Origin of the sequence: Pseudomonas sp. BP8, assembly GCF_017875955.1 — a bacterium.
Lineage (GTDB): Bacteria > Pseudomonadota > Gammaproteobacteria > Pseudomonadales > Pseudomonadaceae > Aquipseudomonas.
The window spans coordinates 2433451-2457260 of the sequence record NZ_JAGINK010000001.1 but is presented as its reverse complement, the minus strand read 5'-3'; the positions used below and the strand labels follow the sequence as shown (position 1 = coordinate 2457260).

Here is a 23810-nt window from a genome sequence, read left to right as displayed (position 1 = left end):
CAGGCCTGGCACTCTCAAGGCCTCTCGGCGAGCGCCTTGAGTTGCCTCAATGTGTTGAAAGGGGCATCGACGACGAATTTGTTTGCCAACCAGGAAGGCACGCTACCACCAGGCTCGGTGTGCACCTGGTAAGTCACCTCAGTGCTATCGCCCTTTGGCACCAGCTTCCAGAAGCCCTGCACCTGCGCTACACGCACAAAGCCCTTCTCTTCAGGCAGGTACTTCGGCTGCTCTTCAAGCGTGCGCGTGAGGCTGCCGTCCGACCCCTCGACTGTGGTGATGTGCAGGACCGAGTCACGCGGCGTCACCGGCCACGGCGTATTGAACTGGGTGTAGGTCCAGCTCTGGTCACCTTCATGCTTGAGCAATTTTTGCGACTTGCACTCGTACACCCAGGCGCAGGCGCCCGCCACATCCTCCTGCAACGCCCTGACCTTGGCCAACGGCGCCTTGATCACGGCAACGCCACGGTAGGCCTTGTATTCGGAGCCAGCCACCTCACTGAGGGAGACCTTGATCCCGCCCTCATCCTTGGCCAACTTCCACTCTTCGGCCCAGGCCGCCGGCGCCAGCACGGCACCCAGGCTACACAGCAGTGCAATACGCTTGAACGATCTCATCATCTTTATCCTTGTTGTCGAAGATCCTAGGTGTCACGCCGCCGTCATCTGCTCCAGCCAACCGAGAAGCCTGATCGCCTCATCACTGTCTGCACCACACACCTCCACGTCAGCCTTGAAGCCACCACACACCGGCGGGCGCTCGGGCTTGCCGAACAGCTCGCACAGGTTGTCGCGGGTCAGGTGCAGACAACGCTCACCGGCGGGCTTGCCCTTGGGCATACGCGGCATCGGCGAACTGATGGAAGGGGCAATGCAGCAGGCACCGCAACCCTCTCGGCATTTCATCAAAACAGGACTCCCTGGAGCGAAACGGGACGAACGTCCCTGGATAGTAACCGCTCAAACATACGTTTGAAATTGCTGGCGAATTGAAATCCGCCGTGACTCGACAGTCAGTCTGGCTGCTACTGACGAAACTCGAAATCGATGGCCGCACCCTCGACGTCACGGCGACTGTCGTTGCGCAATTGCAGCTGCATCTCGTTGCTGATCAAACGGCCATTGAGCTGGAACGGGCTGTCATCAGGCAACGGATTCTGCGGGAACATCGCCGGCAGCAAGGGCTTGCGTCGTGGCGACAAGGCATCCACGTCGGGCTCGAGATCATCGACCATGTCAGCCGGCAAGCTCAGGTCCAGCTTGGGCTTGGGCAGTGGCTGGGCCACTGCCTTGCTGACCGCTTTGGGCTTGGCCTTCGGCTTGGGTTTGGGCTTGGGCTTGCTGTGTACGGCGGCTTTGCTGTCAGGCTTTTTTGCCGGCGCAGGCGTTGGTTTGCCTGCCGGCTTGGCCGACACACTCTTGGCCGGCTCGGCCTTTGGCGCAGGCTGGGCAGCCTGCAGCATGCCGCTGGACAGAGCCAGCGGCGCAAGACAGAGCATCAAGGCAACAGTGCGCAGTGCTTTCATGGACTTCAAGAACACGGCAGAAAGAGGCATATGCTGTCTGTTATGCCAGCATTAGGCAAGACTAGAACAGTGAACCGGTAGACTCCTTGCACAACTGCTGCGCCAGCAAGCCGAGGGTGATCACCGCACGCTCGGCCTCCTTGTTCCACGGGATCCCGCAGTTCAAGCGTATGCAGTGGTTGAACTGCTCGGTATTACTGAAGATCAGCCCCGGCGCGATACTGATGCCCTGCTCCAGCGCGCGGACGTGCAAATCCTGGGTATTGACCCGCCCGGGCAGGCTCACCCACAAGATGAAACCACCGGTTGGCCGGGTCATCTGGGTACCCTCGGGGAAATGCTGCTGCACAGCCAGCTGATACGCGCTGAGGTTCTTGCGGTACTCCTGGCGAATGAAGCGCAGATGGCGATCATAGCCGCCGTTTTCCAGGTAGGCCGCTACGCCCATCTGGGTCACGCTGCAAGCAGAGTGCGTGGTAAAGGTCTGCAGCCGCTGGATCTCGGCCTGGTAGCGCCCGGCGATCATCCAGCCGACCCGCACACCGGGTGACAACGTCTTGGAGAAACTCGAGCAGTAGATCACCCGGTCCAGCCGATCATAAGCCTTGAGCGCCTTGGTCCGCCCCTGCTCGAACATCAGCTCGCCATAGATATCGTCCTCGACGATCTGGATGTCGAAGTCCGACGCCAGGCGCAACAGTTGCTTCTGGCGCTCCTCAGGAATGGTGCCACCCAGTGGATTGCTTAGCCTGGAGGTCAGCACCAAGGCCTTGATCGACCACTGATTGGCAGCCAGCTGCAGCGCCTCGAGGCTGATCCCGGTAGAGGGATCACTGGGAATCTCGATCACCTTGAGGCCGAGCAGGTCGGCCAATTGCAGCAAGCCGTAGTAGGTCGGCGACTCGGCGGCGATCAGGTCACCCGGCCGGGTCAGCACCCGCAGCGACATCTGCAGCGCATCGACACAGCCATGGGTGACGATGATCTCCCGCGGATCGACCAGCACCCCGGCATCGCGCATACGAATGGCAATCTGCCGACGCAGCGGCTCGAAACCGGGGCTGAACATGTAGCTGAATGCCCGCGGACTGTGAAACCGGGTGACTTTGGCCAACTGCTGGTGCAGCGCCCTGACCGGCAGGTAATCGACATGCGGCACGGCCGCACCGAAAGGGAAGACGCCATCGCGGCGTGCCTCGGTAAGCACCTGCTGGATGATGGTGGCCCGGGTGACCAATCCAGGCCGCTCGACCCGGGCGATATCCGGCGTCTGCGCAGTCAAGGCCGGCGTCTGGTGGACGTAGTAGCCTGACTGCGGACGGGCTCGAATCAGGCCCTGGTCTTCGAGATTGGCATACGCCTGCAATACCGTGGCATGGCTGACATTGAGCTGGGCGCTCATCTTGCGTACAGAAGGCACGCGCTCGCCGGGCTGGTAGACACCACGACGGATGTCATCGGCCAGTTGCTGGGCGATGCGCTGATACAGCAGCAGGTTGGTCATGACGGTTTCTCGAAGCGCGGACGGGTCGTTGTTTTTGTGCGACTCACTGAAAGGCAGAATACCGGAACAGTTGCAAAGTGTACTGGGACAGATTGCAGAATAGTCGACATTACAGTTGCATGACCAGCGCCGCGCGCTTCCTGCGGGGACGCGCGTGTGGCGCGAGAGGGGCGCAAAACGCCCCGCGCTTTTTCAACCAATCACCGTGGCGCGGCGAGCTTGCCTTTATCGTCCGAGAACACGATTTCAACGCGACGGTTCTGCGCCCTGCCCCGCTCCGAGGCATTGGCCTCTATCGGGTACTGGTCACCATAACCCTCGACCTCAATACGCTTCTCGTCGACGCCGAGATCGACCAGCATGTCAGCCACGGCCTGGGCCCGATCACGCGACAGCTTGAGGTTGTCTTCCGGGGCCCCGGTGCTGTCGGTGTAACCCTCGATACGCACCACGCGCCGCGGATTCAACTGAAGAAACTGCACCAGCTTGAGCACCGTGCGGCTGGCCGAGCTCTTCAGGTCGGCACGGCCGGTATCGAACAACACGTCGCCCAACGTCATCACCAGGCCACGATCGCTCTGCTCGGAGGCCAGGGCATTGATCTGCGCTTCGAGCCACTTGCCCTGCTGCTGCACGCTGGCCAGCTTGGCCTCGCGCAGGGCCAGCTGCAGACGCTGACGCTCGAGGTCGAGCTTGGCGATCCGCTCCTGATTCAACGCAAGCTTGGCATGCTCGCCGGCAATCTCGCTGTAGCGCTGACTGAGGTAGGCATAATGGCGCACATCGGCACCGGTGCCGATGTAGCTGGAGAGCCGATCGGCCCGGGCCAGCGACTCACCCGCGCGGATCACATCACGCGGCGCACTGCGCAGCACGTCGGAGTCATCCTTGACCTTCTGGAAGGCCGTGTTGGCATCCGCCAGTGCGCTTTCACTGCGCTGACTGGCACAGCCTTGCAAACCGGCCAGCGCCAGCAATGCCAGGGCGGCGATAGGTGTAGCGCGCCTCATGGCTGTACCTCCAACTGTTTACGCAAGCGCTTGACGCGTGACTCCAGCAGCGTGAGCTGCTCCTCGCTCTTGTGGGTCAGCACCTGCGCCTCGGCCAGACGCGCATCAAGCTCGGCCTGCTCTGCGCGCATCCGCGCGTCGCGGTAGTCTGCAGTCAGCAGGTTGCTTTTCGCCCGGGTCAGCTTGTCTTCAGCCAGTTTCAGCGCTTCGACCTGGTCGGTGGCACCGACGGCCTTGGCCTGCTCCAGCGCTTGTTCAGACAAGCGCAACTGTTCATTGGGCGCCGGGTCATTGGCACAGCCAGCCAGGCCGATTACGGCCAGGGCCAGGATCAAGGGTTGGATTCTCAACACAATCTTCCTACTGTTTGGGGGCGTCCGCAGGCGGCTGCATTTGCGCCTTCCAGCGCTCGACGTTGCGCTGCAGAACAGCCTCGGACGCACCGGAGATCGGCAATTCTGTCAGTTTTTTCGTCAGTTGTCCGCGCAACCAGGCGTCGTTGCAGGCCGAATTGTGCGACACCGCCAGGTACAATCCGGGCCTGTCGACCGGCAGGCCACGGGCAATCAGGTCATCGGCCATGCCCAAGCCCTGCACCATGGCCATCCCCGAGAAGCGCCCAGCCAGGACGTAGTCGACCTGGCCGAGTACCAGTTTCTGAAATGCCTGGGTCAGATTCTGCGCGGGCACCAGCTTGAGCTGAGCCTTGGCGAAGGCCTCGAAGGCGGGCGTCAGCCGGGCTTTTTCCGAGAGGCTGCCCTGGTATTGCGCAAGGTCAGCCGGGCCATCGAACACCACATTGCCGTCATGCCGAGTCCAGACCAGGTACTCGTTCAGCTGTAACGCCGGGTGAATGTAGTCGAAGGCCGTCAACTGCCCGACCTGCATGGGTGTGTCGAGCAACAGGTCCATACGCCCACTGCGCACCTCTTCCAAGGCCTGGTCGCGCTTGCCGGCACTCAGTACTTCGACCTTCACCCCCAGTTCGCTCGCCACCTGGCGCAGCAGGTCGACATTGGCGCCGATCAGGTGCCGTGGATCTGCAGGGTCCTGCCAGGAATACGGCGGGGCATCCGGGCTGCCGGTCGCCACCAGGCGCTCGCACTTGCCCGCCGCCAGTGCCCAAGGCGACAGCAGCGCCGCCAGGCAGCTCAGGGCCGTGGCTGTTCCGCGATACTTCATGCGCTACTCCTTGCAGCCATAAAAAAACCCGGCCCTCGCGATGAGGGCCGGGCTTCTTTATAAGTGAAGCAGGCGGATCAGACCAGCTTTTCCAGCTCTGGAACCGCTTCGAACAGGTCCGCGACCAGGCCGTAATCAGCCACCTGGAAGATCGGCGCCTCTTCATCCTTGTTGATCGCAACGATCACTTTGGAGTCTTTCATGCCGGCCAGGTGCTGGATCGCACCGGAGATGCCGACCGCGATGTACAGCTGCGGGGCGACGATCTTGCCGGTCTGGCCGACCTGCATGTCATTGGGCACGAAGCCTGCGTCGACTGCGGCGCGCGAGGCACCGACAGCGGCGCCGAGCTTGTCGGCCAGGGCGTACAGGTGCTTGAAGTTGTCACCGTTGCCCATGCCGCGGCCGCCGGAAACAACGATCTTGGCAGCGGTCAGCTCAGGACGATCGGACTTGGCCAGCTCTTCGCCGACGAACTTCGATTTACCTGCGTCGTGGGCCGCGCCAACGGCTTCAACCGAGGCCGAACCGCCTTCAGCAGCAACCGGGTCGAAACCGGTGGTACGCACGGTGATGACCTTGACCGCAGCGCTCGATTGCACGGTGGCGATGGCGTTACCGGCGTAGATTGGGCGCTTGAAAGTGTCGGCCGACTCGACCGCGATGATCTCGGAGATCTGGTCGACATCGAGCAGCGCGGCAACGCGCGGCAGGATGTTCTTGCCATTGGTAGTGGCCGGAGCCAGCACGTGGCTGTAGCCCTGAGCCAGCTCGACGATCAGCGGCGCAGCGTTCTCAGGCAGCAGGTGCGCGTAGGCCGCGTTATCAGCAACCAGCACCTTGGCAACGCCGGCGATCTTGGCAGCGGACTCGGCGACGCCGCCAACGTTCTGGCCAGCGACCAGCAGGTGTACATCACCACCGATCTTGGCGGCAGCGGCGACAGTGTTCAGGGTGGACGGGGCAACGGCACCGTTCTCGTATTCAGCGACAACCAGGATAGTCATTTAGATTACCTTCGCTTCGTTCTTCAGCTTCTCGACCAGTTCGGCCACCGACTTGACCTTGATACCCGCGCTGCGGGCAGCCGGCGCTTCGACTTTCAGGGTCTTGGTGGTGGAGGCGGTGGAAACGCCCAGCGCATCCGGAGTAACAGTCTCCAGCGGCTTCTTCTTGGCCTTCATGATGTTCGGCAGCGACGCATAGCGCGGCTCGTTCAGACGTAGGTCGGTGGTGACAATCGCCGGCAGGTTGAGCGCAACGGTCTGCAGGCCACCATCGATTTCGCGGGTGACGTTGAGCGTGTCGCCAGCCACTTCAACCTTGGAAGCGAAGGTGCCCTGGGCGAAGCCGGTCAGCGCGGCGAGCATCTGGCCGGTCTGGTTGTTGTCACTGTCGATGGCCTGCTTGCCGAGGATCACCAGTTGTGGCTGCTCCTTGTCGACCACGGCCTTGAGCGCCTTGGCCACGGCCAGCGAGTTCAGCTCATCGCTGGTCTCGACCAGGATCGCACGGTCGGCACCGAGGGCCAGCGCAGTGCGCAGCTGTTCCTGGGCAGCGGTCGGGCCAACGGAAACGGCGACGATCTCGGTGACTACGCCCTTCTCTTTGAGGCGTACGGCTTCTTCCACGGCGATTTCGCAGAAGGGGTTCATGGACATCTTGACGTTTGCAAGGTCGACGCCGGAGTTGTCCGCCTTGACGCGAACCTTGACGTTGTAGTCGACCACTCGTTTGACAGCTACAAGAACCTTCATGGATTCCTCGTTACTCTCCGGTGAAAAGAATGTCGCCTGGGGGCAAAAGCCCGGCGATTGCGCGTGGGTACAAGGGCACCTCTAAAAACGTTCCAGGGCATGCGATCTTCACAATGACCAATCAGTCTTGTATCGACCCTTGCTGGCAAAACCCGCGAGTCATTTTCTGTGGTGGCGTGTAAACTCCACTACAAAACGGGTTTCAGCCTGAAAACCCTGCTCTGCGCCTGGTCTTTAGGGGTGCTCCTGCGCCCGACGTTCAGCCTACGGCGAGCGTAAAACCGCTCGTATCTTGACCGTAACACCCAGCCCGGTCAATACGGCAAATCGGCCAGCCTCAAGCCGCGTCCCTGTGATTTTACTGGGCTCCGGCAAATTCAAACAAACGTTTGTATTGGACCCGCCGAGTGGTGTAGATATAATGCGCGCCAAGACAAAACGGTGTAGTCGGTTATTCGCAAAGCTACAGCATAGATAGCTACGAGTGGCTACCCGTCACCCACAAGACAAGCAACAGCGATGAGCCTTGAGTAGGAGAGAACCAGTGGAACGCGAATACATGGAATTCGACGTGGTCATTGTCGGCGCCGGGCCGGCAGGCCTGTCCGCCGCCTGCCGCCTGAAGCAGAAGGCCGCCGAAGCCGGTAGCGAGATCAGCGTCTGCGTGGTCGAGAAAGGCTCCGAAGTGGGCGCCCACATCCTCTCCGGCGCGGTGTTCGAGCCGCGTGCGCTGAACGAACTGTTCCCTGACTGGAAAGAGCTCGGCGCACCGCTGAATACCGAGGTCAAGCGCGACGACATCTATGTGCTCAAGGACCAGGGCAGCTCGGTCAAGGTGCCCGACCTGTTCGTGCCCAAGACCATGCACAACCATGGCAACTACATCATTTCGCTGGGCAACCTGTGCCGCTGGCTGGCCCAGCAGGCAGAAAACCTGGGCGTTGAAATCTACCCAGGCTTTGCCGCTCAGGAAGCGCTGTTCGACGACAACGGCGTAGTCCGCGGCATCGTCACCGGTGACCTGGGTGTCGATCGCGAAGGCAATCCGAAAGACGGCCTGTACACCCCGGGGATGGAACTGCGCGCCAAGTACACGCTGTTCGCCGAAGGCTGCCGTGGCCACATCGGCAAGCAACTGATCAAGCGCTTCGACCTCGACAGCGAATCCGACGTCCAGCATTACGGCATCGGCCTCAAGGAAATCTGGGAAATCGACCCGGCCAAGCATGAGCAAGGCCTGGTGGTGCACACCGCCGGCTGGCCGCTGAATGTCGTCAGCAGCGAGAACACCGGTGGCTCGTTCCTCTATCACCTGGAAAACAACCAGGTGGTGGTTGGCCTGATCGTTGACCTGTCCTACAGCAATGCCTTCCTGTCGCCGTTCGACGAGTTCCAGCGCCTGAAGCACCACCCGGTGATCAGCCAGTACCTCGAAGGCGGCAAGCGCATCTCCTATGGCGCTCGCGCACTGGCCAAGGGCGGCTTGAACTCGTTGCCGAAGATGGTTTTCGCCGGCGGCGCGCTGATCGGCTGCGACCTGGGTACGATGAACGTGGCCAAGATCAAGGGCAGCCACACTGCAATGAAGTCCGGCATGCTGGCCGCCGATGCGGTAGCCGATGCGTTGATTGCGGGCAGCGAGGGTGGCGACGCGCTCAACAGCTACGTCGAGGCGTTCAAGGCCAGCTGGTTGCATGATGAACTGTTCGCCAGCCGTAATTTCGGCCCGGCCATGCACAAGTTCGGCCCGCTGCTTGGCGCGGCGTTCAACTACGTCGACCAGAACTGGTTCGCTGGCAAGCTGCCGTTCACCTTGCACGATACCAAGCCGGACTACGCCTGCCTGAAGCTTGCGGCGGACTCGACCAAGATCGACTACCCGAAACCGGACGGCAAGCTGAGCTTCGACAAGTTGAGCTCGGTATTCCTCTCCAGCACCAACCACGAAGAAGAGCAGCCCTGCCACCTGAAGCTGACCGATCCGAACATCCCGATCGCCAGCAACCTGCCGCTGTACGATGAGCCGGCTCAGCGTTACTGCCCGGCTGGGGTGTATGAAGTGGTGACTCAGGACGATGGCGCCAAGCGTTTCCAGATCAACGCGCAGAACTGCGTGCACTGCAAGACGTGCGATATCAAGGATCCGGCCCAGAACATTACCTGGGTTGCCCCTGAAGGCGCGGGTGGGCCGACTTACCCGAACATGTAAGTGCCCTGCTCCGCTGGATGCCTGAAAAAGCCCGCTGGCCGCTAGGTCATGGGGCTTTTTTATGGGTCGTCACGGAGGGCTTGGCTTGGCTTGGGAATTGTGGGCTTATCCAATTGATGTGGTGGCTTTTCGGGCCCCTTCCGCCCTTACGGCGGGTCACTTTTTTTCTTGGAAAAAAGTAACCAAAAACCGCCTGCTCCTGCATCCGGCCCTTCGCTGCGCTGCGGGTTCCCTCGCTCCGGTCTTGCTCCGGGAGGACCGCGCTGTACGGCCCATCCTGGGCCTAAGCGCTTTCCGGCCATCCATGGCCTCCACCTCCCTGCGCAAGACCTCCACTCGGCCTCCTGAAGTCGCGAAGTTACGAGCGGCGTCTGGGCTGGCGTTGTCTTCGATAGTGGCAGGTGTGGTGGATATTCGGGCCTCTTCGCGGGACAAGCCCGCTCCTACAGGATCTGCATAGCTTCCGGGCTCAACGCCAATCCTCCTGAAATCGCGAAATTACGGGTGGCGTCTGGGCTGGCGTTGTCTTCGATAGTGGCAGGGGTGGTGGATATTCGGGCCTCTTCGCGGGACAAGCCCGCTCCTACAGGATCTGCATAGCTTCCGGGCTCAACGCCAATCCTCCTGAAATCGCCAAGTTACGGGTGGCGTCTGGGCTGGCGTTGTTTTGATAGTGGCAGTTGGGGTGGATATTCGGGCCTCTTCGCGGGACAAGTCGGATCGCCGCACCGCCGCCCCTACAGGATTTGCGCCGAATTCAAAATTTGCGCCCATCCTGTAGGGGCGGCGGTGCGGCGATCCGACTTGTCCCGCGAAGAGGCCGGTACTGCCAATGCAAATCGCAGGGCGCAGCCCTGCCCGCCACCCCACAAATCCGCTGGTAGATAAACAAAGCGAGAGCGCAGCGATTCGCCTGCCGTTGCCCTGGCTGTTGATCTTGCTCTTGATCTACCAGCGACTTCAGGAGGCCGAGTGGAGGTCTTGCGCAGGGAGGTGGAGGCCATGGATGGCCGGAAAGCGCTGAGGCCCAGGAGGGGCCGTACAGCGCGGTCCTCCCGGAGCAAGACCGGAGCGAGGGAACCCCGCAGCGCAGCGGAGGGGCCGGATGCAGGAGCAAGCGGTTTTTGGTTACTTTTTTCCAAGAAAAAAAGTGACCCGCCGTAAGGGCGAAGGGGCCCGAAAAGCCACCACATCAATTGAATAAGCCCCCCCAACCTACAAGCCCCAGCCATAGCGCCAGACCATCCGCGGAGAACCTTTGTAATAACGAGGCCGCCCCTCAGATCAAGCCCCACACGCACAGCGCTCGCTCTGAAGGCCGCTGCAAAAACCGGCTAGCACGCTCATTTGTCACCACACATGATCGGCAACGGCTGCGCCGCATACGCCAACGTCTCGCGCCCTTTGAAGTACAGCGCCGTAAGCAAGCCAACCATACCCATGATCAGACAGAACCCAACACACACCCATGGGCTCCACGGCATCAAGGCAATCAACGCAAGCGGCGTGGTGCTCGCCCACAGGGCATAGGCAACGTTATAAGTAAAGGAAATGCCCGATACCCGGATCTCTGCCGGAAACAACCCGACCATCACCGACGGCACAACACCAACCACGCCACAACACAGCCCCGCCAACGCGTAAGCCGGCCAGATCAGGCTCCACTGCCCGACCAGGCTGGCGTACAACGCGCCAATCCCCACCGGCAGCAGCAGGCTGTAAAGCTTCAGCGCCCGCCAGGCCCCCACGCGATCCACTAGCAACCCAGCCAGCACGCAGCCGATATTCAGGAAGACGATACCCACACTGCTCAAGGCGAAGGTGTGCCCGGCAGCGATACCGAAGCGCTGCTGCATCACGGTCGGGGTGATCACCACCAGCACCACCACCGCCGAGGTCAGCACGCAGGTCAGCAGCGCAGCCGGCACCAACGCCCGACGATGCTCGCTGAGTACCCGTCGCAACGGGAAGTCGACCGGCTGCTCACGGCGCTCACGCAAGGCAAGAAACACCGGCGTCTCGCTCAACCAACGGCGCAACCACACACCGATCACACCAAACACACCCCCCAGCAAAAACGGATAACGCCAAGCGTAATCGAGGATCTCCTGCGGGCTGAATACCTGCGCCAGCAAGGTTGCGGTCAGCGCCCCCAGCAGGTAGCCAAACGTCAGCCCCGCCTGCAGGAAGCCCAGCGCATAGCCACGCCGCCCGTGCGGTGCATGCTCGGCAACGAAGGTCCAGGCACTCGGCACTTCACCCCCGACCGCGGCGCCTTGCAGGATGCGCAAGGCCAGCAGGATCAGCGGCGCGGCATAACCGATGTCGGCGTAGGTCGGCATTACGCCGATCAGCAGGCATGGCAAGGCCATCATCAGGATGCTCAGACTGAACACCCGCTTGCGCCCCAGATGGTCGGCAAAGTGCGCCATCAAAATGCCGCCCAACGGCCGCGCCAGGTAGCCCGTGACAAAGATGCCGAAGCTTTGCAGCAGACGCAGCCACTCAGGCATTTCAGGCGGGAAGAACAGCTGGCTGAGGGTCGGCATGAAGAACACGAAGATGATGAAATCGTAGATCTCCAACGCGCCACCCAGCGCCGCCAGGCCCAGGGTCCGGTGATCGCCGCGGCTGAACCGGGGCGGGCTGGCGGTATCGATGGCAGTCATGGCAGGCTTCCGCAGATCGGCAAAGCGCAAGAGGATAACAAATAGCTGCGCCGTTGCCCTGTCCGCTTCGCCCCTAGCGGTTGAACACCGTGTGCGCGAAATTCGCCCGCGGCCGTTGCCGCACTGTAGTAGCCGGCATGCTGCCCGGCAGTGGCAACTTGCCGACCAGCTGTGGCGCGTCGATGATCGCCATGAACGAGGCCAACGCCTCGTTATCAGGCACTTGTGGCAGGCTCAGGCTGACCGCCTGGCGCTCGGCCTGCGGTACTGAAGGCACTTTCAACTGACTGGAGTGGTAAAGAAGGGCGTGCTGGATCTGCGTACTGACGCGGCAGAAGCGCTCCAGGTCGACCCCGGCATGATTGGCCAGCTCGATATTGCCCAGCAACAGATAAAACGGCTGCAAGGCGCAATGCACCAAGCGCTGCAACTCCTCGAAGCTCTCCACGGGGGCTATCCGGTAATAGCCCAGGCCATTGAGCAACCACTCCAACTGCAAGCGCTGGCATAGGTGTGCGTCGGCGATGAGAATGCGCAGAGTCTTGTTTGCCATGGTGGGACCTGGCCAGTTGGGTAATGGGTAAGTTCCATGACCAAACTGCGCCAGTAACGGCTACTGCCAAGGCCAAGCCTGGTAGCGGTCTTCTTTGATAGAAGTCGGGAAACCTGCATAAATCAAGTGATTGACTGACGGAATTTACATTTGCCTTTAACCCCAGGCCTTTAACCCGCCAACCTGGAGTGTAACTCGCGCTCAACCTGCCAAGCCGTGCGGATTACCGCGCGCCCTAAACCCTGACGCTCGGGCTTCGTATAAAAAAGGCGCATGCCCCGAGGCATCGCCTCATTCATTTTCGGAGTACCCAGATGTTTCGCCCTGCCCTAGCCTTTTTCGCCCTGACCCTGTCCAGCGTTGCATGGTCTGCCGAACCCTGTTCCCTGGACATTCGCAGCACTGACCAGATGACCTACGACCTGAAGACGATCAACGTACCGCAGCGCTGCAAACGCTTTACGGTAAACCTGCTACACACGGGCACGATGCCAAGGAACATCATGGGCCACAACTGGGTGCTGGCCAAAAAGGACGACATCAAAGGCGTGACCACCGATGGCGCCGCAGCCGGTGAAGCCAATAACTACATCCAGCCGGGCGACAAGCGCGTGCTCGCCCATACCCGGCTGATCGGTGGTGGCGAAAAGGATTCGGTCAGCTTCGACACCAGCGTGCTGCAGGCAGGTCAGGCCTACGCGTTCTTCTGCTCCTACCCTTTCCACTCGACGATGATGAAAGGCGCGCTGACCTTCGGTACATCGTCAGGCAACTGAAGCTCGGAAAGCGGGCCACACAGGCGCGCATGCGCTCAGGCCTCGGCCCACTCGCGCATCCGCAGGCGGCAATGTTTCATGGCGTTGACAATGTGCTTTTCCACCGTGGCCTTGGACAAGCCCGTACGCGTGGCGATCTCGCCATGCGACAGGCCATCGAGCTTGCGCAGCAAAAAGCACTCCCGGCAGGTTTCGCTCAGTTCCGCCAACGCACGTTGCAGCAACGCCAGGTGCTCTTCCTGGCGACAGACGCCGTGCACGGGCGCGACGAAGAATCGCTCGTCGGTTTCCAGTATCTCCAGAGGCTCGACGCGACGGACCTTGCTGCGCCGATGACCATCGGTGATCAGGTTCAGGGCCGTGCGATAAAGGAAAGCGCGCGGATGGGAGATCTGCGTGTCGTCACGGCGCTCGAGTATCCGCAGGTAGGCTTCCTGAGCGATATCCTCGGCCGCATGGCGGCTGCCGAGACGCGCACGAAGGTACCCGACCAGTTCACGGTAGTAATGCTCTAGCAGTACACCCGAAGACGGCATCGAAGCGCTTTCCCTGTTTTCCGATGATGATAGAAACGCAATGCAGGCCAAGTAGTGGCATTGCCAGCGCTTAAACTATAATAATTCTCATCAAGTTTAAAGACGTCGTTACATTTCCCCCGCCCGCAACAAGCGTTTAACGCTAAATCCGTCCTCATCGCTTTCGTTTAATCGGCAGCCTCCCTAGCTGCTTCCTGGTGACAGCGGCCCTCTCATGGTCGGAATACTGCATGACCCCTCAACGCCTTACCCGTCGCGCCGTGACTCTCGTGCTGTGCCTGATCCCGGTAGCCGCATTCGCTGCCTGGCAATTGTTGCCCGGCGAGACTGATCCGCGACCTTCCGTCAGCGTCAGCCGTGGCAACATCGAATCCAGCGTCACCGCACTGGGCACCCTGCAGCCTCGCCAATACGTCGATGTTGGTGCGCAAGCCTCTGGGCAGATCCGCACATTGCACGTTGAGGTAGGCGACACCGTCAAGCAGGGGCAGTTGCTGGTGGAAATCGACCCCGCCACGCAACAGGCTCGGCTGGATGCCGAGCGCTATGCCATCCAGACCCTGCAAGCGCAGGTCAAGGAGCAGCGCGCCGAGCACGTCCTGGCCCAACAGCAGTTGCGTCGGCAGCAGCGGATGGCCGCCGACGGCGCCACGCGCGAAGAGGATGTCCAGACGGCCCAGGCCAAGGTGCTGACGACCCAGGCGCGTATCGACATGTATGAGGCGCAGATCCGCCAGGCGCAAGCCACGCTGCGTAGCGCCGAGGCCGAGCTAGGTTACACCCGCATCTATGCCCCGATCGGCGGTACGGTGGTGGCTGTCGATGCACGTCAAGGGCAGACCTTGAACGCGCAACAGCGCACCCCGCTGATCCTGCGGATCGCCAAGCTGTCGCCGATGACGGTTTGGGCCGAGGTCTCGGAAGCCGATATAGGCCAGGTCAAAACCGGCATGCAGGCCTACTTCACCACCCTCGGCAGTGGCGGTAGGCGCTGGACCGGCACTGTCCGGCAGATTTTGCCGATCCCGCCCAAGCCGCTGGATCAGCTCAGTCAAGGCGGCGGCAGCCCGGTTGCCGCCGCTGGCGCAAGCGGCAGCGGGACCGGGCGCGTAGTGCTCTACACCGTGCTGCTGGACGTCGACAACGATGACAATGCGCTGATGGCCGACATGACCGCACAGGTGTTCTTCGTCGCCGGAGCCGCCAAGGATGTATTGACCGTGCCCATCGCCGCACTGCAGGGGGGCGGCCAGGGCGAGGGGCTGCAGACTGCCCATGTCCTGACTGGCAAGGGCGAGGTCCAGACGCGCCAGGTTCGCACCGGGCTCAGCGACCGACTGCGCGTGCAGATACTCGACGGGCTTGATGAAGGTGAAAAGCTGCTGATCGGCCCTGTCGGCGGTGAAGGCTGACATGAGCACTGCGCTGATAGAACTGGTCGGCATCCGTAAATCCTACGGTGGCGGCGACAGCCCCCAGGTCGACGTGTTGCGAGGCATCGACCTGAAGATCCATGCCGGAGAGTTCATCGCCATCGTCGGCACCTCGGGCTCCGGCAAGTCGACTCTGATGAACATCCTCGGTTGCCTCGACCGCCCAAGCGCCGGTCATTACCGCTTCGCCGGCCAGGATGTTGCCGGCCTGACCAATGACGAACTGGCCTGGTTGCGCCGCGAAGCATTCGGTTTCGTGTTTCAGGGCTATCACCTGATCCCGTCCGCCTCGGCGCAGGAGAACGTCGAGATGCCGGCGATCTACGCCGGGACCAGCGCTGGCCCGCGCGCCGAAAGGGCAGAGGCGCTGCTGCAACGACTGGGCCTGGGAGACCGCACCGGCAATCGCCCCCGCCAGCTTTCAGGCGGCCAGCAACAACGGGTATCCATCGCCAGGGCGTTGATGAACGGCGGCCACATCATCCTCGCGGACGAGCCCACCGGTGCGCTGGACAGCCACAGTGGCACCGAGGTCATGCGCCTGCTGGATGAGTTCGCCGAGCAGGGCCATGTCGTGATCCTGATCACCCACGACCGCGATGTGGCGGCTCGCGCGCATCGCATCATCGAGATCCGCGACGGCGAAGTGAGCAGCGACAGCGGCGCCGACCAGGCGCCTCCACAGCCTCGCCCAGGCGCGCTGCAAGCCGATGATCTGGCCCGGCGCCTGGTCCGTGCCGACAGCCAGAGCAGCCCCTGGCTGGGCGAGACCCGGGACGCCCTGCAGGCCGCCTGGCGGGTCATGTGGAGCAACCGCACACGCACCGCGCTGACCCTGCTGGGGATCATCATCGGCGTCGCGTCAGTAGTTGTAATGCTGGCGGTGGGCGAAGGCAGCAAGCGTCAGGTCATGGCCCAGATGGGCGCGTTCGGCTCGAACATCATCTTCATGAACGGCGCCCCTCCGGCACCGCGCGCCCCGCCTGGCGACATTCGCCTCAGCGACGTGCAGGCGCTGGCAGAGCTACCCCAGGTCAAGGCCATCATGCCGGCGATGACGGTGCAAGCGCAGGTACGCTTCGGCAATCGCGATCTGGAATCGACCATCGGTGGCTATACCCCGGTGTTTCCGACCCTGATGAGCTGGCCCGTCAGCGAAGGCAGCTTCTTTACCGAAAACGACCTGGCAACGGCTGCGGCCGTGGCCGTGATCGGCTCGGAAGTGCGCAAGAAGCTGTTCGTCGAAGGCCAAGACCCGATCGGCCAGTACATCCTCATCGAGAACGTACCTTTCCAGGTGATCGGCGTACTGGCCAGCAAAGGCTCCAGCGGCGCCAACCAGCGCAACGACCTGCGTATCGCCGTTCCGTACTCCGCGACTTCCATACGCCTGTCCGGCACGCAATACCCGGAATACGTGATCATCGGCGCCGCCGACAGCACCCAGGTGCATGAAACCGAACGGGCGATACGCCAACTGATGCTGAGCCTGCACGATGGCATCGAAGACTTCGAGATCGACAACAGCGCGGCGATGATCCAGGCCGAAGCTACGACGCGCAACGGGCTGTCCCTGATGCTTGGCGCCATTGCCGCCATCTCGCTGCTGGTCGGCGGGATCGGCGTGATGAACGTGATGCTCATGACCGTTCGCGAACGCACCCGCGAGATCGGCATCCGCATCGCCACCGGCGCCCGACAGCGCGACATCCTGCGCCAGTTTCTGACCGAGGCCGTGGTGCTGTCGTTGGCCGGCGGCCTTATCGGCGTCTGCCTGGCGCTGCTGATCGGCGTGGTACTCAGCCTGGCCCAGGTGGCCGTGGCGTTTTCCGCCTTGGCGATAGTGGGTGCCTTCGCCTGCTCGGTAGCCACCGGCGTCATCTTCGGCTTCATGCCCGCGCGCAAGGCTGCCGCCCTCGACCCTGTCGCCGCCCTGACCAGTGAATGACCATGACCAGAACCCCTTTTTTTCTGCTGCCCCTGCTGACCCTGCTTGGCGCTTGCAGCCACACGCCTGCGCCTTTGCACAGCGGCATCGTTGCGCCCGCCAGCTGGCAAGGTCGGACTGGCGGCACGGCGGCCTCGGCCCAATGGTGGACAACCTTCAACAGCGCCCAACTGAGCCAGCTGATCGAGCAGGCGCGCCACGGCAGCCATGACCTGCGCGCCGCCATGGCCAGGGTCAGGCAGGCTCGGGCCGACCTGCGCATTGCCGGCGGCCCGCTGCTGCCGAGCCTCGACGCCAGCGCCGACGCCTATCAGCAGCGCTTGCTGCGAGGCCAAGGGTACAGCGAACAAGACACTTCGAGCAGTAAACGGACCTACCGCTACTTCGACACTGCCCTGACGGCCAGCTACGAGCTGGACTTCTGGGGTGGAAATGCCGCCGCGCGTGACAGTGCCCGTCTTGGCCTGCAAGCCACTGCGCTTGATCGTGACACGCTCGAGCTGAGCCTGACGAGCAGTGTTGCCGATACCTACCTGAGCGCCCTCGCTGCTGGTGAGCAGGCACGGATCGCCACGCTCAACCTGGAAAACGCCGAAAAGATCCTCGAGCTGGTGCGTACGCGATTCCAGGCTGGGTCGTCAACTGCTTTGGAACTGGCCCAGCAGGAGAGCCTGGTGGCCAGTCAGCAACGACAGTTGCCGCTCTACCAGCAAGAAGCCCGTGATGCGCAGATCACCCTGGCAACCCTGCTTGGTGTGCCGGTGCAGGCACTCAAGCTTGCCGATCAGCCTTTCGACCAACTGAACGGCCCAAGCATTGCCGCCGGCATTCCCAGCCAGCTACTGACCCGCCGCCCGGACATCGCCGGCGCAGAGGCGCGCCTGGCGGCAGCTCAGGCGGATGTCAGCGCTGCGCGGGCAGCACTGTTCCCCACGGTGAGCTTGACGGCCAGCCTGGCCACCGGCGACAGAAAGGCCATTGACCTGCTGCACAACCCGGCGCTCAACCTCGGTGCCGGTCTGACGGCCCCCATTTTCAACAATGGCGCCTTGCGCGCCGAACGTGATCGCGCCATCGCTCGCCAGGACGAGCTGCTCGACGCCTACCGCAGCGTGCTGATCACCAGCTTCGGCGAAGTCGAAAAGGCGCTGAACAGCGTCGACGGCCTGGACCGCCAGACACGCTGGCAGAATGAAGAGCTTGCCCAGGCCCAGCGCGCCTTCGATCTGGCCGAAAACCGCTATCGGGCCGGTGCCGAAGACCTGCTCAGCGTGCTGGAGGCGCAACGCAGCCTGTTTACAGCACAGTCCGAGCGGGTGCGACTGCGCGAGGCACGGCTGCAGGCCAGTGTTGCGCTATACAAGGCATTGGGCGGCGGCTGGACAGCATCGAACACACTGATGACGGCGCGGTAGCTCACCCCAACACTTTCGGTGCCGATGAGCCCGAACGCCGCGCGGTCGGCGCTCGGTCTCATCGGCGCTGAAAATCATATGTCTGGCACTCGCGCTAGAGACCGTCACGTCGCGGGCCGGGTGCCAGATGGCGGCCATACCAAGGCCGCCGTGGCACCCTGTCGGACAGGCGATCGGCGTCCTCTTCCGGGCTGAAGATGGCCTGCAAGGCAAGTTTCATGGTCTCGATGTCGAGCTTCCCAGTACCGCCTCCATTGCCCAGCCCCCAGGCGCCGCAGCCATCACGGGTGGGCCCCAGCCAAGGCTCGGCCACACGCACCCAGCGCCCTGGCGCAAACCACGGAACACCATCGATCATTTGCGGCTTCACTTCCCCCGGGTGCGCCTGCTGGTGGGCCAGGTACCAGTCGTTCAGACGATCGTCGATCCAGCCATGAAAGGCCCAGAACACCGGGTTCACGTGAGAGGAAAACGGATCGCCAAGGAAGTCGTTCTCGGCGCGGAACCAACGTTCGGAAAAATCGTAGTTGCGACGCCCATAGGGCATCGGGTAGTCCGAGTTCGGATCTCGCCCCAGGGATGCCCAGCGCATGTGCAGCCAATCGTGGATCCCCAACTCGATGCGCGACCCCAACTCCCCCAGACACAAGGTGCTGAGGTAGTGCGGGTCATGCAGTTGGGCTTCCCACAACTGGAAGTTGGCGTGCAGACCCTGACTGCTCTTGACGTAGTACAGCCACTGGCTGAACGCCTCATCACCGGCCGCCTGCCAATTGGGCGGGACGCTGTAGCCGTCGCGGTTGTCGAGGTAATCGAAGAACGCCTGGGCGCCATGCCCGATCGAGGGGCGGGCTGCGGGCAGGCTTGTCCAGGAACGCAGGTCCTGGACCTCGCGCACGCCATGCAGCATGTGCCGATGCATGAACAGAAAATCCTCGCCGGAGCCGTTGCGATGGCGATCATGCCCGCGGGCGTTGCGCTCCTTGCCCAGCGGGCCGACCTGCCAGCCCAGCGCACGCACCATCTGCCGCCGGGAATCGTCGATGCGGTGCCAGCGATCACGGCTGGCATGCCAGAGCTGATGATAGTAGCGACGCTGCGGCGAAATCAGGTCCTCGTGCAGGGCCGCCACGAACGGCAGCCGCTCACGCGCCAGAACAAACGGTCGACGGACGGCGACAAACCCCGCCTGGGCACCGGAATGCCCGGCCTGGGTGCCTGCCAGGCGTACTTGCCCACTCAGGGTCGCGCTGCCGCCGCCCTCGCTCCAATCGCCCCATATTTCATCCAGCACGGCATCGCAGTCATAGGCTTGGCCAGAGCCGGTGATTATCTTCAGGCGCACGGTCGGCAATCGGTCGGCAGCCAGCGGACCGTAGACCTGCGAACCCTGCTTGCCATACGGCGCAGTGCCCAGGTAGCCGCGCACGGCACGGGCACCCTGCGCTACGTCGAGCAACAGCTGCTGCGGCCCGGCAAGCTCGGCCAGCGCCGGGTGATCGTTGACCAGGCGCCAGTCCCAGATCCCGACCAGGCGCTCACCCAACAGCGCATTGGGCAGGTCGTCGACCGGCACCGCAGGTTCGTCACTGCTCAGCTCCGCTTCCTGGGCCCGCTCCCACTCCTGCCGTGCGTAATAGCCGGCAGGCAGTGCTACACCGGCGGCCACAAGGCCGGCCAGGATCTTTCGACGTGACACTTTCATCCACTGCACTCAAGACGAGACTCCTGCTGCGAAAACGAATGGTTGAGGACGCGATTTAGAGGGTTGCTAAATTCTCTTGGCCTCGGCTCGTTTCACCCAACAAGTTCGAACGGCATAGGGCCGTCGTGCAGGCGGTCGAGTACGCAATGAAGAAACAGGCTTTGTTTTCGCGCAGATGGCCATGGGCATTGGCACTTCTGCTCCTGATGGCCGCAGGCGCCTGGTGGTATTGGGCCTACCTTGCCAAGCACCCCTATGGGCGGGAAATCCAACAGCGAGCCAACGCCCTGCAGGCGCGCATACCGGCCCTGGATGCGCACCTGGACGTGCCGCTGAGCTATGGCACCGATGGCGAAGAAGCGGACCGTGACGGCCCGACCCAGTTCGACCTGGTAAAAGCCGCCAAGGGCCGCCTGAGCGGCGCTTCGATCGCGATCTGGTCATGGCCGGAGTTCTGGAGTGGGCCCAATTGGCCGCACCGCCCCACACCAGGGTTCGAGGCGGCGATGGCCAACGAACTGGAAGTGCGCTACCGGATCATCACCAGTATCGCCAAGGATTTCCCTGCACAGGCCGGCATCGCCTACACCCCGGCTGACTTCCGCCGACTGGTCAGTGAAGGCAAATTCGCCATCATCATCAGCCTGCTCAACGCCGCGCCCCTTGGCGACGACATCGACCAGCTGGATCACTGGGCCGCACGCGGCATGCGGGTGTTCGGCCCGGGCTATGTCGGCAACAACAGCTGGGTAGACTCGGCACGCCCCCTGCCCTTCCTCGGCGACTCGGTCGACCCGCTGGGCGGGCTCTCCGACATCGGTCGCCGCGCCATCACCCGGCTCAACGACCTCGGCGTGGTCATCGACGTGTCGCAGATGTCCAGCCTGGCCCTGACCCAGGTCACCGAACTGAGCCGGGCACCGGTCATGGCTTCGCACACCGGCGTGCAAGGCCTGATGGACATTCGCCGCAACCTCAGCGACGCGGACCTGGCACACATCAAGGCCACCAATGGGTTGGTCAACATCGTGGCCTACTCCCACTACCTCAAGCCGTTCTCGCGCCCGACCATCGAGAAGATGAACGCCTTGCGCGCCAAGCATGGTTTGCCAGACGTGGAGAACCAGACCCAGATGGGCACCACCACCGACCCGGTTTTCTCGATCTGGTCTGAGAAGAAGTTCGGTGAATACCTCACACCCTTCTACGACATCCTCGGCGCCGAGCCCGAGGCCACCCTGGCCGACTATGTCGACTCTATCGACTACGCGGTGAAGAAGATCGGTATCGACCATGTCGGTATCAGTTCCGATTTCAACGATGGCGGCGGTGTGGTCGGCTGGGAAAATGTCAGCCAGAGCCGCAACGTCACTGCCGAACTGATGCAGCGTGGCTATTCCGATGAAGACATCGCCAAGCTCTGGGGGGCCAACTTCCTGCGTGTGTGGGAAGCCGCCCAGAAAGCCGCCAAGCCGACTCCTCCTCCCGTTGCCCACTACCCGCAAGGAAACCCATGAAACGGCTGACTTCACTGATTGCCCTTGGTTGTCTCTCGCTGTCTCTCGACGCCCTCGCTGCCGACCCGACTGCACCGGGCAAGGTCTTCAAGGACTGCAAGGATTGCCCGGAAATGGTCGTGCTGCCCGCCGGCAGCTACGTGATGGGCACCCCCGATGACGAACTGGGCAAACAGGACGATGAAGGTCCGTTGCGTACCGTGACATTCGCCAAGGCCTTCGCCATGAGTCGCTTCCAGGTGACCGCCGGGCAATGGCAAGCCTATGCCCAGGAAACCCGCACTGTGCTACCCGACGGTGACGACCGCCCGGGTCGTCTGTGCAAGAACGGCAAACCCAGCTACCCGCAAGGCCCTGACCAACCTGCAGTCTGTATGACCTGGGAGGAAGCACGCGGCTACATCGGCTGGCTCGCGAAGAAGACCGGCATGCCTTACCGGATGGTCAGCGAGGCCGAACGCGAGTACGCCGGTCGCGCCGGCTCCACCGGCCCCTTCCCGTTCCCCTTCGACGAGGAAGGCGAGTATCAGATCAGCAAGCATGCCAACACCTACGGGCCACGGGATGGCTTCACCTATACGGCGCCGGTCGGCAGCTTCCCGGCCAATGCATTCGGCATGTATGACATGCATGGCAATGTCTACGAGTGGGTCGAGGACTGCTGGCATACCGATTATGTCGGCGCGCCCACCGACGGCAGCGCCTGGACCACTGGTGGCACCTGCACGCACCGGCAGATCCGCGGCAACGACTACCTGGAACCGCCGATCTTCTCCCGCTCAGGCAACCGCAACGAGCGCGAACCCGAAGTGCGCGGTGATTGGCTGGGCTTTCGGGTAGCCCGCGATCTCAAGGACGGCGAACACAACTGACAACCCACAGGGAGAGTGACCATGTCCGCTTTGAGCAGACGCCGTTTCGTAGCTGCAGCCACCTTGACCGGCCTCGCACCCGCTATACCCGCCTGGGCGGCGGGAGCAGCGAGCGATCCGCCGGTGGACGACGACATTATCCGCCTGGACTACAACGAGAGCCCGTACGGTCCTTGCCCTTCGGCACTCGATGCGATGAGCCTGGGTACCCGCCAGAGCGGACATTATTTTCCGGAACATGAATATCGCCTGGCCGAGCTGTTCGCTCGGCAGCACCAGGTGCCCGAGGACCATGTGGCAGTCTTCTGCGGCTCCCGCTCGCCGTTGCAATACGCCCTGGCTCGTCACGCCGACAAGCGCGGCGTAGTCACCGCCGCGCCGACCTATGACTCGGTGGCCAATGGCGCCAGGGCTGTCGGCGCGACCCTGCATGAGGTGCCGCTCGATGCTCGCCACGCCCATGACGTGCGCGGCATGCTTGCCGCCGACCCGCAGCCCGGGGTGCTGTACCTGTGCAACCCGAACAACCCCACCGGCACGCTGACCCCTCGCGCCGACATCGAGCACCTGGTCAGCCAAAAGCCGGCAGGCAGCCTGGCGATCATCGATGAGGCCTACATCCACTTTTCCGACGCCCCTTCCTGCCTGGATCTGGCGGTCAGCCATGACAACGTCCTGGTGTTGAGGACGTTCTCCAAGCTCTATGGCATGGCCGGTGCCCGCCTAGGGCTGGCGATCGGCAAACCGGCGTTGCTCGAAGACCTGCAACGCCTGAACGGCTACAACTTTGTGCCGCTTGCCGCCGCCATGGGCGGTATCGCCAGCCTGCAACAAGAAGATCTGGTCAGCGAACGCAAACGTATCAATCGTCAGATTCTCCTGAGCACCACCGAGGCCTTGCAAAAGGCCGGTTACCGATGCACCGACGCCCACGCCAACTGCTTCATGGTGGCCCTCAATCGGCCTGCCAAACCCGTGATCCAGGCACTCGCACAACGCCAAATTCGAGTCGGACGGGTATTCCAGGCATGGCCAGAGTGGATGCGTGTCAGTGTCGGCACGGCGGAGCAGATGCAAACCTTCCTGAAGGCGTTTTTCGACATGATGCAACGCTGAGATCAGCCGCGCCTGGCGGCAGCAGCTTCACCGATACACGAACCCCAGCGGGCACCCCACGTGGCATGCCTGCGGGGCTT

The 23810-nt window shown here is 62.6% G+C and carries 22 protein-coding genes; 8 read left to right on the top strand and 14 right to left on the bottom strand.

Annotated elements, in window-relative coordinates:
- Positions 1 to 14 precede the first annotated feature (14 nt).
- The 9 genes from J3B00_RS10665 to J3B00_RS10625 all read right to left on the bottom strand — a co-directional run bounded on the left by J3B00_RS10665 (position 15) and on the right by J3B00_RS10625 (position 6981).
- Entirely contained in the window at positions 15 to 620 is a 606-nt protein-coding gene (locus J3B00_RS10665) for an START domain-containing protein (RefSeq protein ID WP_209874756.1), read from the bottom strand.
- Positions 621 to 653: 33 nt separating this feature from the next.
- Positions 654 to 908, bottom strand: coding sequence for a YkgJ family cysteine cluster protein (locus J3B00_RS10660; RefSeq protein ID WP_209867467.1), 255 nt, complete (start codon positions 906 to 908; stop codon positions 654 to 656).
- Positions 909 to 1027: 119 nt separating this feature from the next.
- A complete protein-coding gene (locus J3B00_RS10655; protein WP_209867465.1) occupies positions 1028 to 1528 on the bottom strand; it encodes a hypothetical protein in 501 nt (166 codons plus the stop codon).
- 61 nt (positions 1529 to 1589) lie between these two features.
- Positions 1590 to 3032 carry a PLP-dependent aminotransferase family protein gene (locus J3B00_RS10650; protein ID WP_209867463.1) on the bottom strand — a complete coding sequence of 481 codons (1443 nt, stop codon included), beginning with the start codon at positions 3030 to 3032 and terminating at the stop codon, positions 1590 to 1592.
- A 200-nt stretch (positions 3033 to 3232) separates the two neighbouring features.
- Positions 3233 to 4042: an OmpA family protein gene (locus J3B00_RS10645; RefSeq protein WP_209867461.1), complete on the bottom strand. Its 810-nt coding sequence runs from the start codon at positions 4040 to 4042 to the stop codon at positions 3233 to 3235.
- Positions 4039 to 4392 carry a DUF4398 domain-containing protein gene (locus tag J3B00_RS10640; RefSeq protein ID WP_209867459.1) on the bottom strand — a complete coding sequence of 118 codons (354 nt, stop codon included), beginning with the start codon at positions 4390 to 4392 and terminating at the stop codon, positions 4039 to 4041. The genes J3B00_RS10645 and J3B00_RS10640 overlap by 4 nt, the downstream gene beginning before the upstream one ends.
- 10 nt (positions 4393 to 4402) lie before the next feature.
- Positions 4403 to 5224: a transporter substrate-binding domain-containing protein gene (locus J3B00_RS10635; protein WP_209867457.1), complete on the bottom strand. Its 822-nt coding sequence runs from the start codon at positions 5222 to 5224 to the stop codon at positions 4403 to 4405.
- A 77-nt stretch (positions 5225 to 5301) separates the two neighbouring features.
- A complete protein-coding gene (locus tag J3B00_RS10630; protein WP_209867455.1) occupies positions 5302 to 6231 on the bottom strand; it encodes an FAD-binding protein in 930 nt (309 codons plus the stop codon).
- Entirely contained in the window at positions 6232 to 6981 is a 750-nt protein-coding gene (locus tag J3B00_RS10625; RefSeq protein ID WP_209867453.1) for an electron transfer flavoprotein subunit beta/FixA family protein, read from the bottom strand.
- Positions 6982 to 7525: 544 nt separating this feature from the next.
- Between J3B00_RS10625 and J3B00_RS10620 the strand changes: the two genes are divergently transcribed.
- Complete coding sequence (locus J3B00_RS10620) at positions 7526 to 9190, top strand: electron transfer flavoprotein-ubiquinone oxidoreductase (protein ID WP_209867451.1); 1665 nt, start codon at positions 7526 to 7528, stop codon at positions 9188 to 9190.
- Between the two features lie 443 nt (positions 9191 to 9633).
- Here the strand turns inward: J3B00_RS10620 and J3B00_RS26805 are convergent, their stop codons facing one another.
- The 3 genes from J3B00_RS26805 to J3B00_RS10610 form a co-directional block, all read right to left on the bottom strand.
- Positions 9634 to 9765: a hypothetical protein gene (locus J3B00_RS26805; RefSeq protein ID WP_281075263.1), complete on the bottom strand. Its 132-nt coding sequence runs from the start codon at positions 9763 to 9765 to the stop codon at positions 9634 to 9636.
- Between the two features lie 768 nt (positions 9766 to 10533).
- On the bottom strand, positions 10534 to 11859 hold the full coding sequence (locus tag J3B00_RS10615) for an MFS transporter (RefSeq protein WP_209867449.1): 1326 nt from the start codon (positions 11857 to 11859) through the stop codon (positions 10534 to 10536).
- Positions 11860 to 11932: 73 nt separating this feature from the next.
- Complete coding sequence (locus tag J3B00_RS10610) at positions 11933 to 12412, bottom strand: histidine kinase (protein WP_209867447.1); 480 nt, start codon at positions 12410 to 12412, stop codon at positions 11933 to 11935.
- Positions 12413 to 12726: 314 nt separating this feature from the next.
- On the opposite strand from J3B00_RS10610, the gene azu reads away from it, so the two are divergent.
- The gene (gene azu, locus J3B00_RS10605) at positions 12727 to 13188 is read left to right on the top strand and encodes an azurin (RefSeq protein ID WP_209867445.1); all 462 of its coding nucleotides are present in this window, start codon (positions 12727 to 12729) and stop codon (positions 13186 to 13188) included.
- 35 nt (positions 13189 to 13223) lie between these two features.
- Here the strand turns inward: azu and J3B00_RS10600 are convergent, their stop codons facing one another.
- Positions 13224 to 13724 carry a sigma-70 family RNA polymerase sigma factor gene (locus J3B00_RS10600; RefSeq protein WP_209867442.1) on the bottom strand — a complete coding sequence of 167 codons (501 nt, stop codon included), beginning with the start codon at positions 13722 to 13724 and terminating at the stop codon, positions 13224 to 13226.
- A 230-nt stretch (positions 13725 to 13954) separates the two neighbouring features.
- On the opposite strand from J3B00_RS10600, the gene J3B00_RS10595 reads away from it, so the two are divergent.
- The 3 genes from J3B00_RS10595 to J3B00_RS10585 are packed head-to-tail and all read left to right on the top strand — an operon-like array spanning position 13955 to position 18520.
- Positions 13955 to 15136 carry an efflux RND transporter periplasmic adaptor subunit gene (locus J3B00_RS10595; protein WP_209867439.1) on the top strand — a complete coding sequence of 394 codons (1182 nt, stop codon included), beginning with the start codon at positions 13955 to 13957 and terminating at the stop codon, positions 15134 to 15136.
- A 1-nt stretch (position 15137) separates the two neighbouring features.
- Positions 15138 to 17105, top strand: a complete 1968-nt coding sequence (locus tag J3B00_RS10590) for a MacB family efflux pump subunit (RefSeq protein WP_209867437.1) — start codon at positions 15138 to 15140, stop codon at positions 17103 to 17105.
- A complete protein-coding gene (locus J3B00_RS10585; protein WP_209867435.1) occupies positions 17102 to 18520 on the top strand; it encodes an efflux transporter outer membrane subunit in 1419 nt (472 codons plus the stop codon). The genes J3B00_RS10590 and J3B00_RS10585 overlap by 4 nt, the downstream gene beginning before the upstream one ends.
- 94 nt (positions 18521 to 18614) lie before the next feature.
- On the opposite strand, the gene J3B00_RS10580 is transcribed toward J3B00_RS10585, so the two are convergent.
- Positions 18615 to 20225 carry a PvdJ/PvdD/PvdP-like protein gene (locus tag J3B00_RS10580; RefSeq protein WP_209867433.1) on the bottom strand — a complete coding sequence of 537 codons (1611 nt, stop codon included), beginning with the start codon at positions 20223 to 20225 and terminating at the stop codon, positions 18615 to 18617.
- Positions 20226 to 20371: 146 nt separating this feature from the next.
- Here J3B00_RS10580 and J3B00_RS10575 point away from each other — a divergent pair, with 146 nt between their 5' ends.
- The 3 genes from J3B00_RS10575 to J3B00_RS10565 are packed head-to-tail and all read left to right on the top strand — an operon-like array spanning position 20372 to position 23730.
- Positions 20372 to 21742 carry a dipeptidase gene (locus J3B00_RS10575; RefSeq protein ID WP_209867430.1) on the top strand — a complete coding sequence of 457 codons (1371 nt, stop codon included), beginning with the start codon at positions 20372 to 20374 and terminating at the stop codon, positions 21740 to 21742.
- On the top strand, positions 21739 to 22614 hold the full coding sequence (locus tag J3B00_RS10570; protein ID WP_209867428.1) for a formylglycine-generating enzyme family protein: 876 nt from the start codon (positions 21739 to 21741) through the stop codon (positions 22612 to 22614). Before J3B00_RS10575 ends, J3B00_RS10570 begins: the two co-directional genes overlap by 4 nt.
- 21 nt (positions 22615 to 22635) lie before the next feature.
- Positions 22636 to 23730: an aminotransferase class I/II-fold pyridoxal phosphate-dependent enzyme gene (locus J3B00_RS10565; RefSeq protein WP_209867426.1), complete on the top strand. Its 1095-nt coding sequence runs from the start codon at positions 22636 to 22638 to the stop codon at positions 23728 to 23730.
- Positions 23731 to 23810: the final 80 nt, after the last annotated feature.

What these genes read in the sequence shown, in the direction of transcription:
- J3B00_RS10665 (WP_209874756.1), bottom strand. Translation starts at nt 620, where the DNA reads ATGAGATCGTTCAAGCGTATTGCACTGCTGTGTAGCCTGGGTGCCGTG.
- J3B00_RS10660 (WP_209867467.1), bottom strand. Translation starts at nt 908, where the DNA reads ATGAAATGCCGAGAGGGTTGCGGTGCCTGCTGCATTGCCCCTTCCATC.
- J3B00_RS10655 (WP_209867465.1), bottom strand. Translation starts at nt 1,528, where the DNA reads ATGAAAGCACTGCGCACTGTTGCCTTGATGCTCTGTCTTGCGCCGCTG.
- J3B00_RS10650 (WP_209867463.1), bottom strand. Translation starts at nt 3,032, where the DNA reads ATGACCAACCTGCTGCTGTATCAGCGCATCGCCCAGCAACTGGCCGAT.
- J3B00_RS10645 (WP_209867461.1), bottom strand. Translation starts at nt 4,042, where the DNA reads ATGAGGCGCGCTACACCTATCGCCGCCCTGGCATTGCTGGCGCTGGCC.
- J3B00_RS10635 (WP_209867457.1), bottom strand. Translation starts at nt 5,224, where the DNA reads ATGAAGTATCGCGGAACAGCCACGGCCCTGAGCTGCCTGGCGGCGCTG.
- J3B00_RS10630 (WP_209867455.1), bottom strand. Translation starts at nt 6,231, where the DNA reads ATGACTATCCTGGTTGTCGCTGAATACGAGAACGGTGCCGTTGCCCCG.
- J3B00_RS10625 (WP_209867453.1), bottom strand. Translation starts at nt 6,981, where the DNA reads ATGAAGGTTCTTGTAGCTGTCAAACGAGTGGTCGACTACAACGTCAAG.
- J3B00_RS10615 (WP_209867449.1), bottom strand. Translation starts at nt 11,859, where the DNA reads ATGACTGCCATCGATACCGCCAGCCCGCCCCGGTTCAGCCGCGGCGAT.
- J3B00_RS10610 (WP_209867447.1), bottom strand. Translation starts at nt 12,412, where the DNA reads ATGGCAAACAAGACTCTGCGCATTCTCATCGCCGACGCACACCTATGC.
- azu (WP_209867445.1), top strand. Translation starts at nt 12,727, where the DNA reads ATGTTTCGCCCTGCCCTAGCCTTTTTCGCCCTGACCCTGTCCAGCGTT.
- J3B00_RS10600 (WP_209867442.1), bottom strand. Translation starts at nt 13,724, where the DNA reads ATGCCGTCTTCGGGTGTACTGCTAGAGCATTACTACCGTGAACTGGTC.
- J3B00_RS10595 (WP_209867439.1), top strand. Translation starts at nt 13,955, where the DNA reads ATGACCCCTCAACGCCTTACCCGTCGCGCCGTGACTCTCGTGCTGTGC.
- J3B00_RS10590 (WP_209867437.1), top strand. Translation starts at nt 15,138, where the DNA reads ATGAGCACTGCGCTGATAGAACTGGTCGGCATCCGTAAATCCTACGGT.
- J3B00_RS10585 (WP_209867435.1), top strand. Translation starts at nt 17,102, where the DNA reads ATGACCATGACCAGAACCCCTTTTTTTCTGCTGCCCCTGCTGACCCTG.
- J3B00_RS10580 (WP_209867433.1), bottom strand. Translation starts at nt 20,225, where the DNA reads ATGAAAGTGTCACGTCGAAAGATCCTGGCCGGCCTTGTGGCCGCCGGT.
- J3B00_RS10575 (WP_209867430.1), top strand. Translation starts at nt 20,372, where the DNA reads ATGAAGAAACAGGCTTTGTTTTCGCGCAGATGGCCATGGGCATTGGCA.
- J3B00_RS10570 (WP_209867428.1), top strand. Translation starts at nt 21,739, where the DNA reads ATGAAACGGCTGACTTCACTGATTGCCCTTGGTTGTCTCTCGCTGTCT.
- J3B00_RS10565 (WP_209867426.1), top strand. Translation starts at nt 22,636, where the DNA reads ATGTCCGCTTTGAGCAGACGCCGTTTCGTAGCTGCAGCCACCTTGACC.